General features: G+C 74.7%; 12 protein-coding genes. 7 read left to right on the top strand and 5 right to left on the bottom strand.

All coding sequences use genetic code 11. The features are described from left to right. Window positions 1–32 precede the first annotated feature (32 nt). The 3 genes from BLV96_RS04270 to BLV96_RS04255 are packed head-to-tail and all read left to right on the top strand — an operon-like array spanning window position 33 to window position 7,566. Window positions 33–1,736 (top strand): fatty acyl-AMP ligase, encoded by a 1,704-nt coding sequence (locus BLV96_RS04270; protein WP_086672994.1) that lies wholly within the window; start codon window positions 33–35, stop codon window positions 1,734–1,736. Further along, entirely contained in the window at window positions 1,733–6,112 is a 4,380-nt protein-coding gene (locus BLV96_RS50490) for a type I polyketide synthase (protein ID WP_244180038.1), read from the top strand. The genes BLV96_RS04270 and BLV96_RS50490 overlap by 4 nt, the downstream gene beginning before the upstream one ends. Continuing rightward, window positions 6,109–7,566 (top strand): MFS transporter, encoded by a 1,458-nt coding sequence (locus BLV96_RS04255; protein ID WP_086680445.1) that lies wholly within the window; start codon window positions 6,109–6,111, stop codon window positions 7,564–7,566. The genes BLV96_RS50490 and BLV96_RS04255 overlap by 4 nt, the downstream gene beginning before the upstream one ends. An 18-nt stretch (window positions 7,567–7,584) precedes the next feature. On the opposite strand, the gene BLV96_RS04250 is transcribed toward BLV96_RS04255, so the two are convergent. Both BLV96_RS04250 and BLV96_RS04245 read right to left on the bottom strand, forming a co-directional pair. Then, window positions 7,585–8,724 carry a DICT sensory domain-containing protein gene (locus tag BLV96_RS04250; RefSeq protein WP_086680447.1) on the bottom strand — a complete coding sequence of 380 codons (1,140 nt, stop codon included), beginning with the start codon at window positions 8,722–8,724 and terminating at the stop codon, window positions 7,585–7,587. Window positions 8,725–8,807: 83 nt separating this feature from the next. Continuing rightward, window positions 8,808–10,304 carry a cryptochrome/photolyase family protein gene (locus tag BLV96_RS04245; protein ID WP_086680449.1) on the bottom strand — a complete coding sequence of 499 codons (1,497 nt, stop codon included), beginning with the start codon at window positions 10,302–10,304 and terminating at the stop codon, window positions 8,808–8,810. A gap of 197 nt (window positions 10,305–10,501) precedes the next feature. Here BLV96_RS04245 and BLV96_RS04240 point away from each other — a divergent pair, with 197 nt between their 5' ends. Beyond that, complete coding sequence (locus tag BLV96_RS04240) at window positions 10,502–10,663, top strand: hypothetical protein (RefSeq protein WP_425266163.1); 162 nt, start codon at window positions 10,502–10,504, stop codon at window positions 10,661–10,663. Here BLV96_RS04240 and BLV96_RS04235 read toward each other — a convergent pair. After that, entirely contained in the window at window positions 10,642–11,088 is a 447-nt protein-coding gene (locus BLV96_RS04235; RefSeq protein WP_086680451.1) for a MarR family winged helix-turn-helix transcriptional regulator, read from the bottom strand. The two genes, BLV96_RS04240 and BLV96_RS04235, sit on opposite strands and share 22 nt — an antisense overlap. Before the next feature lie 54 nt (window positions 11,089–11,142). On the opposite strand from BLV96_RS04235, the gene BLV96_RS04230 reads away from it, so the two are divergent. Together BLV96_RS04230 and BLV96_RS04225 are read left to right on the top strand one after the other, a co-directional pair. Then, window positions 11,143–11,577, top strand: a complete 435-nt coding sequence (locus BLV96_RS04230) for a nitroreductase/quinone reductase family protein (protein WP_086680455.1) — start codon at window positions 11,143–11,145, stop codon at window positions 11,575–11,577. After that, entirely contained in the window at window positions 11,574–12,770 is a 1,197-nt protein-coding gene (locus BLV96_RS04225; protein ID WP_086680453.1) for an FAD-dependent oxidoreductase, read from the top strand. Before BLV96_RS04230 ends, BLV96_RS04225 begins: the two co-directional genes overlap by 4 nt. Here the strand turns inward: BLV96_RS04225 and BLV96_RS04220 are convergent. Continuing rightward, window positions 12,740–13,201 carry an SRPBCC family protein gene (locus BLV96_RS04220; RefSeq protein ID WP_086680457.1) on the bottom strand — a complete coding sequence of 154 codons (462 nt, stop codon included), beginning with the start codon at window positions 13,199–13,201 and terminating at the stop codon, window positions 12,740–12,742. The two genes, BLV96_RS04225 and BLV96_RS04220, sit on opposite strands and share 31 nt — an antisense overlap. 77 nt (window positions 13,202–13,278) lie before the next feature. Between BLV96_RS04220 and BLV96_RS04215 the strand changes: the two genes are divergently transcribed. Beyond that, the gene (locus BLV96_RS04215) at window positions 13,279–13,698 is read left to right on the top strand and encodes a DUF4383 domain-containing protein (protein WP_244180037.1); all 420 of its coding nucleotides are present in this window, start codon (window positions 13,279–13,281) and stop codon (window positions 13,696–13,698) included. Here the strand turns inward: BLV96_RS04215 and BLV96_RS04210 are convergent. Beyond that, the gene (locus tag BLV96_RS04210) at window positions 13,649–14,878 is read right to left on the bottom strand and encodes a glycosyltransferase 87 family protein (protein WP_091388749.1); all 1,230 of its coding nucleotides are present in this window, start codon (window positions 14,876–14,878) and stop codon (window positions 13,649–13,651) included. The two genes, BLV96_RS04215 and BLV96_RS04210, sit on opposite strands and share 50 nt — an antisense overlap. Between the last annotated feature and the right edge of the window lie 116 nt (window positions 14,879–14,994).

The raw sequence follows: 14,994 nt of genomic DNA, 5'->3' as shown, positions 1-14,994 counted from the left end.
GCTGATCTGCCTGAACCACAAGGAGAAACCCGATGTCCCTGCAGCACCTCGGCGGCGCCACCCTCACCGCCTGCCTGCGCCACTGGGCGGCGGCGACGCCCGACGAGCCCGCCGTGACCTTCACCGACTTCGCCGACGACCCCGCCGGGCGACGGCGCGGGCTGACCTGGCGACAGCTCGCCGAGCGCGTCGACGCCGTCGCGGCCGCGCTCCCGGTCCGCCCCGGCGACCGGGTGGCCGTGCTCTGCCCGCAGGGGACGGACTACGTCGCCGGCTTCCTCGGCGCGATCGCCGCGGGCGCGATCGCCGTGCCGCTGTTCGACCCCGGCCTGCCCGGCCACGCGGGGCGCCTCGCCGCCGTGCTCGACGACTGCGCGCCCACGGCCGTCGTCACGACCACCGGCGCCCGGCCCGCGGTCGAGGACTTCCTGGGCGGCGGTGTCCCGGTCGTCGCCGCCGACCGCCCGGGCCCGGCGCACTCGTGGCCGGCTCCCGCGGCGGCGCCGGACGACGTCGCGTACCTGCAGTACACGTCCGGCTCGACGCGCAGCCCAGCCGGTGTGGTGCTCACCCACGCCGCCGTGCTCGCCAACGTCGGCCAGGTCGTGCGCGGCCTCGGGCTCGACCCGCGGACGGCGACCACGGTCTCCTGGCTCCCGCTGTTCCACGACATGGGGCTCGTCCTCGGCCTGATCACGCCGCTGGCCCTGGGCCTGCGGTCGGTGCTGATGGACCCGCTCGCCTTCGTCGAGCGCCCGGTCCGCTGGCTCGACCTGCTCGGCGACCACCCCGGTGCGTGGAGCGCGGCGCCGAACTTCGCCTTCCACTACTGCGCGGCCCGCGTGCGCGAACCGGAGCGCCTGCGCCTCGGCGGTGTCGCGGCGATCGTCAACGGCGCCGAGCCGATCAACCCGGACGTCCTCGACCGCTTCCACACCGCGTTCGCCGCCGCCGGGTACTCGCCCGAGAAGACGCGCCCGGCCTACGGCCTCGCCGAGGCGACCGTCTTCGTCACCACCGGCCCGGCCGCGGCCCCGCAGGTCACGACCTTCGACCGGGACGCCCTCGCCACCGGCACCGCGCGGCCGGCCGAGACCGGCGTCCGGCTCGTCGCGTGCGGGGTGCCGGCCGGCCAGCACGTCGCCCTCGTCGACCCGCACACCGCCGTCGCCCTGGCCGACGGCGAGGTCGGCGAGATCTGGGTCCACGGACCCAACGTCGGCGCCGGTTACTGGGAGAAACCGTTGGAGAGCACCGAAACCTTCGGCGCCCGCCTGACCGGCGAGCACCCCGGGCTGCCCGAAGGCCCGTGGCTGCGCACCGGCGACCTCGGCGTCCGGCACGACGGGCAGCTGTACATCGCGGGCCGGATCAAGGACCTCATCATCGTCGACGGCCGCAACCACTACCCCCAGGACGTCGAGGCGACGGCCGCGTCCGCCGACCCCGCCATCCGCCCCGGCAGCGTCGCCGCCTTCGCCGTCACCGGTGCCGACACCGAGTCCGTCGTCGTGGTCGCCGAGCACCGCACCCACGACGCGCTGACCGAGGAGGCGGAACGCGCACTCGCCGTCGCGGTGCGGCGGCTGGTCTCCGACGCGCACGGGCTGTCCCTGCGGGACGTGCTGCTCGTCCCGGCCGGCCGGGTGCCGCGCACCTCCAGCGGCAAGATCGCGCGCGCCGCCTGCCGCGACCGCTACCTCGCCGGCGACTACGGAAAGGCTTTGGTGCGATGAGAAACCGCGATCTGCGCCGGCGGCTCCTGGAGCTGCTCGCCGAACACACCGGCACCGACGTCGAGCCGGACCGTCCGCTCGCCGACTACGGCCTGTCCTCCCGCCAGGCCGTCGGCCTCGCCGCCGACCTCGAAGACCTGACCGGCAAGCGGCTCCCCGCGACACTGCTGTGGGAGAGCCCGACCGTCGACCACCTCGTCCGCAGCCTCACCTCGGACGACGAGCCGGCGGCGGCGCCGGCCGACCGGCGCCGGACCGACCCGGTCGCCGTCGTCGGCCTCGGCTGCCGGTGGCCCGGTGCCGACGGCGTCGAGGAGTACTGGGACCTGCTGCGCGGCGGGCGGGACGCCGTCCGGACGGCGCCGCCCGGCCGCTGGAACGCCGACGCCGCACCCGTCGTCGGCGGCTTCCTCGACGACGTAGCCGGGTTCGACGCCGAGCACTTCGGCATCACCCCGCGCGAAGCCGCGACGATGGACCCCCAGCAGCGGATGCTCCTGGAGGTCGCCTGGGCCGCGCTCGAGCACGCCGGCATCGCCCCGGCGTCGCTGCGCGGCAGCCGCACCGGCGTCTTCACCGGGATCGCCACCCACGACTACGGCCACCTGACGCTGACCGGCGCCGAACCGGACCTGTGGACGGCGACCGGCGCGGCGGGCAGCATCGCCGCCAACCGGCTCTCCTACGTCTACGACCTGCGCGGCCCGAGCATGGCGGTCGACACGGCCTGCTCGTCGTCGCTGGTCGCGGTGCACCACGCCGTGCGCGCGCTGCGCGACGGCGAAGCCGATCTGGCGCTGGCCGCCGGGGTGAACCTCATGCTCGTGCCGGGGCCGACGGCCGCGTTCGCCGCCGCCGGGCTGCTCGCCGGCGACGGCCGCTGCAAGACCTTCTCGGCCGGCGCGGACGGCATCGCGCGCGCCGAGGGCTGCGGCGTCGTCGTGCTCAAGCGGCTGGCCGACGCCGAAGTCGACGGTGACCGCGTGCTCGCCGTCCTCCGCTCGTCGGCGGTCAATTCCGACGGCCGCTCCAACGGCCTGGCCGCCCCGAACCCCGGTGCCCAGCAGGCGATGCTGCGCGACGCCTACCGCGGCGCCGGGCTCGATCCATCCACTGTGGACTACGTCGAGGCGCACGGGACCGGCACCCTGCTCGGCGACCCGATCGAGGCCGGCGCGCTCGGGGCCGTCCTGGGCGCCGGCCGCTCCCCCGGCGCACCGCTGCTGATCGGCTCGGTCAAGACGAACATCGCGCACGCGGAGGCGGCCGCCGGGATCGCGGGGCTGATCAAGGTCGTGCTCGCGCTCGTTCACGGTGAGCTCCCGCCCCAGCTGCACTTCACCGCGCCGAACCCGCACATCGCGTTCGACGACCTGCGGCTGAAGGTCGTCACCGAGCCGACGCCGTGGCCGGCGTATTCCGGGCGTGCCACGGCCGGGGTGTCGGCGTTCGGGTTCGGCGGGACCAACGCGCACGTCGTCCTCGAAGAGGCGGCGCGGGTCGAGCCCGTTTCGGCGGGGCCGGGGGTGCGGATCGGGCTGCTGTCCGCGCGCACCCGTTCCCGATTGACCGAGCGCGCGACGCAACTGGCGGACTGGCTGGACTCGTCGCCGGGCCAGTCCCTCGCCGACGTCACGCACACGTTGTTCCGGCGCGACAACGGCGAGCGGCACCGGGCGGCGTTCGTCGCCGGGGACACCGCCGAGCTGGCGGCGCTGCTGCGGGCGGTCGGCGCCGATCCGCTGCCCGCGGGCGTGGCGGCGGGGACCGCGGTGCCGGGCGACGGGCCGGTGTTCGTGTTCTCCGGGCACGGTTCGCAGTGGGCCGGGATGGGCCGCGGGTTGCTGGCTTCGTCGTCGGTGTTCGCGGCGCAGGTGGACAAGCTCGGCGACCCGTTCACCGAGCACAGTGGACGGTCGTTGCACGCGTTGCTCGGCGCGGACCGGCTGTCGCTGCCCGAAACGCAGCTGGCGATCTTCGGGACGCAGGTGGCGCTGGCCGCGCGGTGGGAGGCGCTCGGCGTCCGGCCCGCGGCCGTCATCGGGCACTCGCTGGGCTCGGCGGCCGCCGCCGTGGTGAGCGGGGTGCTGACGGCGGACGAGGCGGTCCACCTGGTCGCCAGCCGCGCGCGGCTGCTGGGCACGATCGATGCGGGTGGTGCGATGGCCGCCGTTTCGCTGACGCCGGCGGAACTGCCGGCCGGGGTGGAACTGGCGGTCGACTCCGCGCCCGGGCAGGTGACGGTGGCCGGCGAGGCGTCGGTGTTGGACGACCTGGTCGCGTCGCTGACGGCCGCCGGGCGGACCGCGCGCCGGCTCCCGGTGTCGGTCGCCGGGCACTCGGGCGCGGTGGAGCCGATCCTGGGCGCGTTGCGCGAGGCGCTGACCGAGCTGGGCGGGCGTCGGCCGCTGGTGCCGTGGTACGACACGGTGCTGACGGACCCGCGGTCGTTGCCGGACTTCGACGCGGGCTACTGGGCGGCGCATGTCCGCCGTCCGGTCCGCTTCCGCCAGGCGGTGACGGCGGCGGCCGCGGACGGGCACCGGGTGTTCGTGGAGGTCTCGCCGCACCCGATCCTGCGGGGGTCGCTGTCCCGGACGCTGGAGGCGGCGGGGATCGCGGACGCGGTGGTGACGGGGACGGTGCGCCGCGGGCAGGACGAGGTCCGCGCGTTCGGCGCGGCGGCGGCGGAGCTGTACTGCGCGGGAACGCGGATCACGGTGAGCGCCCCGGACGACGGTGCCCGGTTGGCGGACGTGCCGCCGATGCGGTGGCGCCACGAACGGCATTGGTACACGGATGTCGCGCCGGTGGCCGAGTGGCCGCCCGGCTCTCGGGCCGGCTCGCTCGCCGCCACCGGCGCCCGAGCCGCCGCGGCGGCGGAGCCGCTCGCCCAGCCGTTGCCGAGCGGTGGGGGCACATCGCTCGCCGCCACTGGCGCCCAGGCGGCCGCGGCGAAACCGCTGTCCGGTCAGGGGAGCGCATCAGCCGAGCACCCCAGCCGACCGCTCGTTGCCACGGGCGGCCCGGCAGCCGCGGCGGGCCAGGCCGCCACCCAGACCGGACCGCTGCCCGGCCCCGGAGGCACCTCGCTCGCCGCCACTCCTGCTCGCGACCGGCTCACCGAAATCGTCGCCGCGGTCATGGGCCTGGCCCCCGCCCACCTCGATGCCGATACCCCGCTCGTCGACCTCGGGCTCGATTCCCTCATGGCGAACCGGATCCGCGAGGCCGTCCGGCGGGAACTCGGCGCCGAACCCGATACCGCCGCCGTCCTGCGCGGTGCCACCCTGGCCGACCTCAACCGGGACCTCGCTCCCCGGGACGGCGAACTCCCCCGTCCCGCCCGCGGCCGCGCCTGGGACGCCGCCGACCGGCTCGTCCTGCGGCTCTGGCGGACGCACACCGGCGCCGACCCGGGCCCGCACGTCCACCTCGACGACCGTCTCGCCCGGCTCCTCGCCACCGACCTCACCGCCGAGCTCGACACCCCCATCGACGCGGCCGACCTCCTCCCGCACGACTCCCTCGCCGCCCTCGCCGACGTCGCCCGCGCCGTCCTCGACACGCGCGAGGCCCGGGGCCCGGTGCACGTCCTCGCCCCCGGCGACGCCGGCGCCGCGTCCCTGCTGCTGTTCCACCCCGGCGGCAGCACGTGCACCGTCTACCGGCCGCTGCTCGACCGGCTGCCCGCCGGCGTGCCGTGCCTCGGCTTCGAACGCGTGCCCGGCACGAGCATCGAGGACCGCGTCGAACGGCTGCTGCCGCTGGTCCGCGCGCGGCTGCCGCGCGGGCCCTACCGGCTCGCCGGGTGGTCGTTCGGCGGCGCGCTGGCCTACGGCGTCGCGACCCGGCTCGCCGACGACGGCGCAGACGTCGAGCTCGTCGCCCTCGTCGACACGATGCTGCCGCTACCGGAACCGGACCTCGACCCGCGGGCGTCGTCGGCGCGGCGGTTCCTGCGGTTCACCGGCTACGTCGAGGGCACCTACGGCCGACCGGTCCGGCTCGGCCACGACGAGCTCGCGCCGCTGCCCGAGGAAGAACAGATCGAGCTGACCATGCGCCGGGTCGCCGAGGCCGGGCTGCTCAGCCCCGGCGTCCTGCGGCACCAGCGTCAGTCCTTTTTGGACACCCTCGCGGCCGAACGCGGGGTCCCGCGCCGCTACGACGGCCGCGTGGTGCTCTACCGGGCGACCGAGCCGTACGCCGCCGGGCTGGCCATGGAACCGCGCTACTCCCGCTCCGACCTCGCCGCGGGCTGGGCGGACCTGTGCCCGCGGCTGGAGATCGTGCCGGTGCCCGCGCACCACCTGTCGGTGGTCGACCCGCCGCACGTCGACGTCGTCGCGCGGCACCTCGCGAGGCTGCTGTGAGGCGGCCACTGCTCGCGGTGCTCGGCGCGGGGCTGTTCCTGGTGGCGGTGGACGCGACAGTGCTGCACGTCGCGCTCCCCGACCTCGTCCGGGACCTGCGCCCGGGCGCGGCCGCGCAGGTCTGGATCGTGGCGATCTACCCGCTCACGGCGGCGCCGCTGCTGCTCCCGTTCGGCACGCTCGGCGACCGCTTCGGCCGGCGGCGCGTGCTGGTCACCGGCTACGCGGTGTTCGGCGTCGCGTCGCTCGGGTGCGCGCTCGCCCCCGACGTCCCGGCACTGCTCGCCGCCCGGGCGGTGCTCGGCTGCGGCGGCGCGATGATCATGCCGGTGACGATGTCGCTGCTGCGCGAGCTGTTCCCCGACCAGCGCCGCCGGCGCCGGGCGATCGCGGTGTGCAGCGGCGTCGCGGGGACGGGTTCGGTGTTCGGGCCGGTGCTCGGCGGCGTGCTCGTCGAGGCGTGGGGCTGGCGGGCGACGTTCCTGGTGAACCCGCCGGTGATCCTCGCGGCGGTGGCCGCGGCGCTGCGGTGGCTGCCGCGGTCGCCGCCGGGCCCACGGCCGTGGGACGCGCTCAGCGCGGTCCTCGCGGCGGGCGGGGTGCTCGGGATCGCGTTCGCCGCCGGGCCGTCGGGTGGCGGCCTCTTCGCGGGCGCGGCCGGTGGTGTCCTGTTGGGACTGTTCGTGCGGCGGCAACGCCGTTCGGCCGCGCCGTTGCTGGATCTGGCGTTGTTCCGCCGTCCGGGCGTGCCGGGTGCGGTGGGCGGGGTGCTGCTGGTGATGAGCACGCTGGTCGGGCTCGGGGTGCTGCTGGCGCAGTACCTGCAAGTGGTGCTGGGCCTGTCCCCGACGGCCGCGGCGGCGCGGCTGCTGCTGGTGCTCGGGGCGTCGGCGGCGGGCAGCGTGACGGCGCCGGCGTTGCTCGGCCGGTTCGGCAACGCGCGGGTTCGCACCGCGGGGTTCGCCCTGGCCGGGGTGTCGCTGGCGGTGCCGGCGGCGGGCGGGCTGACGTCGTGGTGGCTGGGTGCGGCGTTGACCGGTTCGGGGTTCGGGATGGCGCTGGCGCTGACGTCGAGCACGGACACCCTGCTGTCGGCGGCGCCGGCCGGCCAGGCGGGCGGCGCGGCGGCGGTGGAGAAGACGGGGTACGAGCTGGGAGCGGGCCTGGGCACGACGGTGTTCGGTTCCCTGGCGGCGGCGGTGTATGCGGCGCGGCTGGTGGTGCCGCCCGGCGTGCCGGCGTCGGTGGCCCGGGTGGCGGAGGCGGGGCCGGTCCAGGCGGAGGCGGCGGCGCGGGAGTTCGCGGCGGCGGGGTTGTCGGCGGCCGCGCGGGCGGCGTGCACCGCGGGGGTGCAGGTGTCAGCGGGTGTCGCCGGTGGGCTTTTCGCGGTCGCGGCGATGGTTTCGGTGTTGAGTCGCGCCAAGACTCGCGGCGCGAAGACGGCCACGGTATAGGGCGTTATACACACGTCGTCAGCGGAACCAGGTGCCCGCCCCCGAGCGCATCACCAGGCCGTGCGGCTCGGCCGGGAGCGGCAGCGATCCCTGGCTCGGCGGCCACAGCAACACCGCCGGCACCTGACGCAGCTGCGCGCGCAGTTTCTGCAGCGGCAACGGCCTCCGCCGCGTCAGCAACGTCGTCGTCCGGGGGTGCAGGTCCACGAACGGGTAAGTCGCGTGCAACGCCGCCAGCCGGGACTCCAGGTGGCGGCTGCGGGCCGTCAGCTCGGCCGGCTGGACCGCCGGCTGGATCACCAGGAACTCCCCCGGCCCGAGCCGGACCGCGCGGTCGAGGGGGCGCAGCCCGCGGCGCAGGAGGTCGGCGATGTTCTGCTCGGTGTGCATCCGGACGCGGGAGCCGTGGCGGCGCTCGACCGCCGTCAGGTCGTCGACGGCCACCAGGACCAGGCCGAGCGGGACCGTGTCCGTCGCGTCGCCGAGCCACGGCGTGACGCCGGCGAGGGTGTCCAGGCCCGTCTCGGGGTCGACCGCCGGGCCCACCGGGACCGGGGCCGACGCGCGCGCCGCGTCCAGCCGGGACGCCACGTGCCGCAGCGCCGCCTCCGCGCGGCTCTCGATGTCGAGCTCCGCCGGGGTCTCCACCGACGCCAGGACCTCGCCGACCTTGCGGCGGACCGCCGGGGGCAGGCGGTCGCCCATCGCGTCGCGCAGCCGGACCACCTCGGCGTACGCCTCGTCGCGGCGCAGCCCCCAGCGGCCGCGGAACAGCCGCGCCCGCTCGACCGACGTCGCCTGCGGGTCGATCTCGTCCAGGTCCTGGGCGACGACCGACGCGCCGAACGTCGGCGACAGCACGGCGACCGACCACTCGCGCGCCATCGGCTCGTCGGGGCGCAGCAGCACCGGCGTCACGCCGTGCGGGAGGTCGGGCCGGCCCGAGTCGACCATGCCGACGACCGTGACGGCGGCCCGGCGCGCGATCTTCGCGTACATCTCGCGTTCGCGTTCGAAGTACTGCAGCCGCTGGAACAACGCGAACACCACGGTGTCCGTGCCCGCCCCCTCGGCGAGGGCCGCGCGTTCGACCGCGTGCGAGGCGGTCACCAGGGCGCGCTTGGACAGCACACCGGCGCGCGGGTCTGCGTCGGGCATGAGGGGTCGCCTTCGCCGGGGAAAGGGAGGCAATCAACCTAAAAGAGCAAACCCGGCTCGGCTAGCCACACAATGAGGTGAAATCAAAAGTGGCGACGGTCATCCTCACGGGCGACAACCTCGTCACGGTCCGCAAGCCTCTCCAAGCCCCGCAACGGCTGCCGCATCCGGTGGTTGTCCCGCAGCCGCCCCGCGTTGCGGTCGAGGAACGCCCAATACCCGGCGGTGAACGGGCACGCGTCCGGGCCGGTCCGCTTCTTCGGGTCGAAGACACAACCGGGGCAATGGTCACTCATCCGGTTGATGTAGGCGCCGCCGGCCGCGTACGGCTTCGTCGCGACGACCCCGCCGTCGGCGTACTGGCTCATGCCGATCACGTTGGCCGGCATCACCCACGGGAAGCCGTCGACGAAGGCGGTGGCGAACCAGCGCGTCAGCTCGGCGGGGTCGTACCCGCGCTGCAGCGCGTGGTTGCCGAGCACCATCAGGCGTTCGATGTGGTGGGCGTAGCCGCGGTCGCGCACGCCGGCCAGCGCGGTGCGCAGGCAGGCCGCTTCGACGGCGTCCGCGTCGAGCGAACGCCACCACTCCGGCAGCTTCCGGCGCGCCTGCAACGCGTTGCGGCGCAGGTACTCCGGGCCCTGGTGCCAGTACAGGTGCCACACCCACTCGCGCCAGCCCAGCACCTGCCGGACGAACCCTTCGACGCTGCTCAGCGGCGCGTCGCCGGCCCGGTAGCGCTCCTCGGCCCGCCGGATGACGTCGCGCGGGTCGAGCAGGCCGAGGTTGAGCGGGACCGAGAGCAGCGCGTGCGCCATCGCCCAGTCGTGGGTGAGCATGGCGTCCTGGTGCGGGCCGAAGACAGGCAGGCGGTGGTCGAGGAACCGCCGCAGCGCGCGGACGGCTTCGTCGTGCCCGACGGCGAACTGCCGCGGCCCGTCCAGGCCGACGGGGTGGATCTGCCCCGCCCGAACGGCGTCGTCGAGCTCGGCGCGGACGCGGTCGTCGATCTCGTTTTCCCGCGGGTGCCACGGCGCGGGAACGTCGAGCCGGGTCGTCTTCGGCGGCGGCTGCCGGTTGTCGTGGTCGTAGTTCCACTGCCCGCCCTCGGGCTCACCGTCGGCTTCGAGCAGCACGCCGAACTTCCGGCGCTGGTCGCGGTAGAAGTCCTCCATGACGAACCGCTTCCGTCCGTCCGCCCAGATCTTGAAGTCCTCTTTGGACAGTACGAAACCGGGTGTGGGCAGGATTTCCGTGACGAGGCCTTCGTCGCGCAGCTGCCGCACGAAGGCATCGGCGGCGTGCGACGTCGGCTCGTGCACGACGACCGGCCGCCCGAACCGCCGCAGCCCGGTGCGGTAGTCGGGCGCGTCGAGCAGCGTGACGCGGTCGCCGAGATCGGCGGCGAGCCGGTACAGGGCAGCTTGGACGAGGTGCAGTTTCTGCCGGTGGAACGGCTTCGCCCCGAAAGCGGCGGCGGACCGGATGAGCAGCACGTCGCGGCCGCGGTGGGCGGGGGTGCTGTGGAAGTGCGGCCCGAGCTGGTCGGCGAACAGCCAGAGCGCGGGCTCGTTTCGCATGAGCGGAACGCTAACCCGGTTCGCGGGGCTCCGCACTTCCGGTCAGGTAGGCGAGGGTGAGTTCGGTCGTTTCGCCGGCCCACGCGGCATCTACGAGCCGACCCGCGGCAGCGCCCGGTCACCGGCCGGATTGCGCAAGCAGATGGAGAAGCGCGCCGACGACATCGCGGAGTTCACCGAAGGCCCGCGGCCGGCTCGTGGACCTCGGCCGCCGGGCCGGGGCGCTCGTGTTCGCGTCGCATTCGGAGGAACTCCTGCGCGCGCTGTGCACCAGCGCGCTCTGGATGGACGAGGGCCGGATCCGCGCCAGCGGCCCACTGGACGACGTCCTCACCGCCTACCGCGGCTCGGCGGCGTAAGCGCGCAGGACTTCCGTCGTGTCGCCGAGGAACTTCGCCACCACCTCCGCCTCCCCCGGGGCCAGTTCCTCCGTCAACCGCGTCACCGCGTCCACCAGCGGGGCCAGCGCCGCGCGGACCTCGGCACGCGCCGCCTCCGCCACCACCAGCGTGATCCGGCGGCCGTCGCTCGGGTGGCGGTCGCGGCGGACGTGGCCCGCCGCCTCCAGGCGGTCGACCAGGACCGTCGCCGACGCCGAGCGGATCTTCAGCGCGTGCGCCAGTTCCACCGTGCCCATCGGCGTTCCCGCTGCCAGGTGCTGCAGCGCCTGCACGTCGGTCGCGCCGAGGCCCAGGCGGCGGGCCAGGGCCAGCTGGACGTCGTGGGCGAGCGCCAGCAGGTCCCGCAGGGCGAGGTTCACCCGGAGCGCCACACCGTCTTCCACCCGGCCATTCTAAGGTAGCTAGACAATCTAGCGAGTTTTGCTACCGTGGACCGGGTGGACGTGCGAGCGATGAACGCCGAAATGACCGCCAAGCTGATCGACGCCCCCGGCGAGGCCCCGCCCGAAGGCGGGTACGCGTTGCGCGTCGTCGAGACCCGGGGCCGCAGCTCCGGCGAGCCGCGGCGGGTGCCGCTCGCCGTCGTCGCGCGGGACGGTGGGCACTACCTCGTCTCGCCCGTCCGCGACCGCGACTGGGTCGCCAACCTCTTGGAAGCAACGGAGTGCGCGTTGCTCGCCGCCGGTGAACGCCAGGAGTTCCGAGCCGGGACCGTCGGCGGCGACGAGGCCGCGAACGTCGTCGCGACCTACCTGGCCGCGATGTCGGTGCCGTGGGCCGTCAAGGCCTTCCCGGTTCCGCAGGACGCGACCCCGGCGCAGATCCTCGAACACCTCGACGGGATGGCCGTCTTCCGGCTGGAGCCGGCGTGAGCCTCGCCGTCGCGGGCGGCGGCCCCGGCGGGCTGCTGCTCGGCTACCTGCTCGCCCGCGCCGGGATCGACGTCACCGTGCTCGAAGCGCGGTCGGACTTCGACCGCGACTTCCGGGGCGACTCGCTGCACCCCTACACCCTCGAACTGCTCGACCGCCTCGGCCTGGCCGACGACCTCCTCGAGCTCGACCACTTCAAGGCGCGCTCGTTCCGCTTCCACACGCCGTCCGGCGTCTACAGCTGCGCCGACTACGACCGGCTCGACACGCCGTTCGGCTACATCGCCCTCATGCCGCAGGTGCGGTTCCTCGACTTCCTCGCCGAGCGAGCCGCGAAACTGCCGTCGTTCACGCTCAAGACGAACGCCAAGGTCACCGGCCTGCTCGAAACCGACGGCAAGGTGACCGGGGTCCGGTACCGCGGCGGCGAACTCGAGACGTCCCTCGTGATCGGTGCGGACGGCCGGTTCTCGACCGTGCGGCGGCTGGCCGGGCTCGACGCCAAGCCGCTCGGCGCGACGACCGACCTGCTCTGGTTCCGCCTGCCCCGCTCCCCGAGCGACCCGCAGGACGCCGACCTCGACCTCTACTTCGGCCGCGACGCCTACGTCGGCGTCCTCGGCGGCGTCCACGACTGGCAAGTCGGCTACAGCCTCGAAAAGGGCGAGTACCCGGCCCTGCGCGAACGCGGTGTCGAGCCGATCCGCGCGTTCCTGCGCGAGCGGGTGCCGTGGCTGGCCGACCGCGCCCACCTGCTGACCGGCTTCGCCCAAACCACGCTGTTGTCGGTCGACATCTCCCGCGTCGACCGCTGGCACCGCCCCGGCCTGCTGCTGCTCGGCGACGCGGCGCACGTCATCTCACCGGTCGGCGGCAACGGGATCCTGATGGCGATCCAGGACGCCGTCGCCGCCGCGAACCGGCTGATCCCCGCACTGCGCCGGGGAGACGTCACCCCGGCCGACCTCGCCGGCGTCCAGGCCGACCGGATCGCGGCGATCGAGCGGGTGCAGGCCGACCAGGTCAAGGTCGAACAGCGAGCCGCCGCCGCGCGGGCCCGGGGACGCGGCACGGCTCCGCCGGCGTTGCTCAAGTACCTGTTCGCCGTGCCCGCGCTGCGCACCCGCGGCGCCCGCGGCAACGCCTACGGGCCGTTCCCGCCTCAGCTCGACGTGTCCCTCTTGGCGTCGTAGGACGTCCAGCCGCCCTCGCCTTCGGCCGCTTCGACGTCGGCGTCGGCGCTCGCCGCGTGGGTCATCGCGGCCACCGTGCGCTCGAGCCCCTGCTGGACCTCGCCGCCGTCGGCCTCCCGGACGCTGTGCAGCGTCACTGTGATCTCCGATGACGCCGGGCCGTCCTCGGCGATCCGCAGTTCGCCGTGGTAGTCGTCGGGACCTTCGGCACCCCAGGACAACGAGCGGTTCGCCGCGTCGGTGTGCAGCCACGCCTCGCCGGCGACGCGCTGACCATGCACTTCCGCTTCGACGTGCACGCTGTCACCGCCCTTCGGTTCGGCGACCTTCATCTCCGGGAAGTACCGCGGCAGGTTCTCCGGGTGGCTCAGGAACGCGAACAGCTCGTCCGCGGGAACGTCGGCGGTCGCGGTGTGGCGGTACTCGGTCATCGGCTCACCTTTCATCGACCCCTCGGTTACCCCTGAAACCGTGCATTAAAAGGCGTTCCTCGGGGAACCTGGTGAACATGACGGCCACCGAACCCGAGACCCGGCGCGGTCCCGCCCCCGTCCAGGGCATGGGCATGCTGATCGGCTTGCTGTTCCTCGTGCTCGCCGCGCTGGAGCTGATGTCGGGCGTCGCCGACGGCGGTGGCCCGCATTGGCTCTTCGGAGTGGTCGCGGTGTCGGGGCTGTGGGCTCTGCTGCACCTGCTGACCGGTGCCGTCGCGGTGTTCTGCACCCGTTCGTCGCGCCTGGCCGCCCGGTTCCTGCTCGCCGCCGGTATCGGCTACGCCGTGGTCGGCCTCGCCGGGCTGCTCCCGTTGCCGCAGGCGGTCACCGACGTGCTGCCGATGAACACCGCCGGGGTCTGCCTCGCCCTCGGCCTCGGCACGGTCATGCTCGTCCTGGGAGCCGGCTGGCGGCAACGGGGACGGAACCGCTGAAGTCGTCCGACGGCCGCGGGAAGCGCACCAGCGCCGCCGTGACGAGCACGGCGAACCCGAAGAGGACGTAGCCGTTGCCGGTCAGCTGCTGGAGGAACGTCCAGTCGCGCTCGGCTTCCCCGCCGCGCGGCCACCACCACTGCGGCCCGGCGACGAACAGCACCGCGCCCACGCCCGCCGGCATGGCGAATCCGCGCCGCCGAGTACGGCGCGCCAGCTCCGCCCAGCCGAGCAGGACGACGACGGCCCAGACCCAGTGGTGCGTCCACGAAATCGGCGAGACCAGCAGCCCGCCGACGGCGTTGACGCCGAGCGCGACCGTCTTCTCCCCCGCTTGCAGGGCCCGCCGCACCCCCAGCGCCGTCAGCACGAGGACCACCGCGACCAGCGGCAGCCACCACGCGGTCCGCGCTTCGGCCGGCACGCCGGCGCGGGCGAGCAGGCCCAGCAGCGACTGGTCGCCGGCGTAGGTCGGCTCGCCGACGCGGCCGGTGTCCCACAGCGCGCCGGTCCAGTACCGGACCGAGTCGGCGCCGGCCAGCAGGAAGCCCAGCGCCGTCGCGGCGAGGAACGTGACGGCGCTCGTGACGGCCGCCCGCGTGTCACGGCGGAGTAGGAAGTACAGCAGGAACACCGCCGGGGTCAGCTTGATCGCGGCGGCGAGCCCGATCAGGAGGCCACGCGGCCACCGCGGGGTGTCCACGAGGACGTCGAGCACGACGAGCGCGAGCAGCAGCACGTCGATCTGCCCCGCGTACACCGTGCGCAGCACCGGCTCGAGGATTTCGGCGGCCAGGAGGAGCGCCGCGACCCGGCGCCAGCCGGCTCGCGCGCCGAGTGCGCGCAGGACCGTGACCAGCACCAGCGCGAGCAGGCCGAGGGTGCCGACGGTCACCACGAGGCAGGCGGCCCAGTACGGCAGCACGGACAGGGGTGCCAGCACGACCGCCGCGAACGGCGGGTAGGTGAACAGCAGCAGCTGACCGTCGCCGGTGGGCGGCAGGGTGCCGTAGAGGGCGTCGCCGTGCAGCAGCGCCGCCGACCCGAGCCGGTAGACGTCGAGGTCGACGCGGTAGGCCGGGAACCGCACCCGGCCGTCGTTGTAGGACACCAGCAGCACCGCCAGGACGAGCACCTGCGCCCCCAGCAGCACGTACACGTTCCCGAGCTTGGCTCGCACCCCTCGTCCCCCTCGGATCATCTCTCGCATTCTGTCGGGTCCCCGCGCCGGCGCCATCCGGGAAACCCCCGAGCCGGCCCCGGGGCCGCTGCTCCCGAAAACGGGTTGCCCGGCGT

It is taken from the genome of Amycolatopsis pretoriensis, assembly GCF_900107925.1.
Lineage (GTDB): Bacteria > Actinomycetota > Actinomycetes > Mycobacteriales > Pseudonocardiaceae > Amycolatopsis > Amycolatopsis pretoriensis.
The sequence above is the reverse complement of the archived record's forward strand: the minus strand, read 5'-3'. Positions and strand labels throughout refer to the sequence as shown.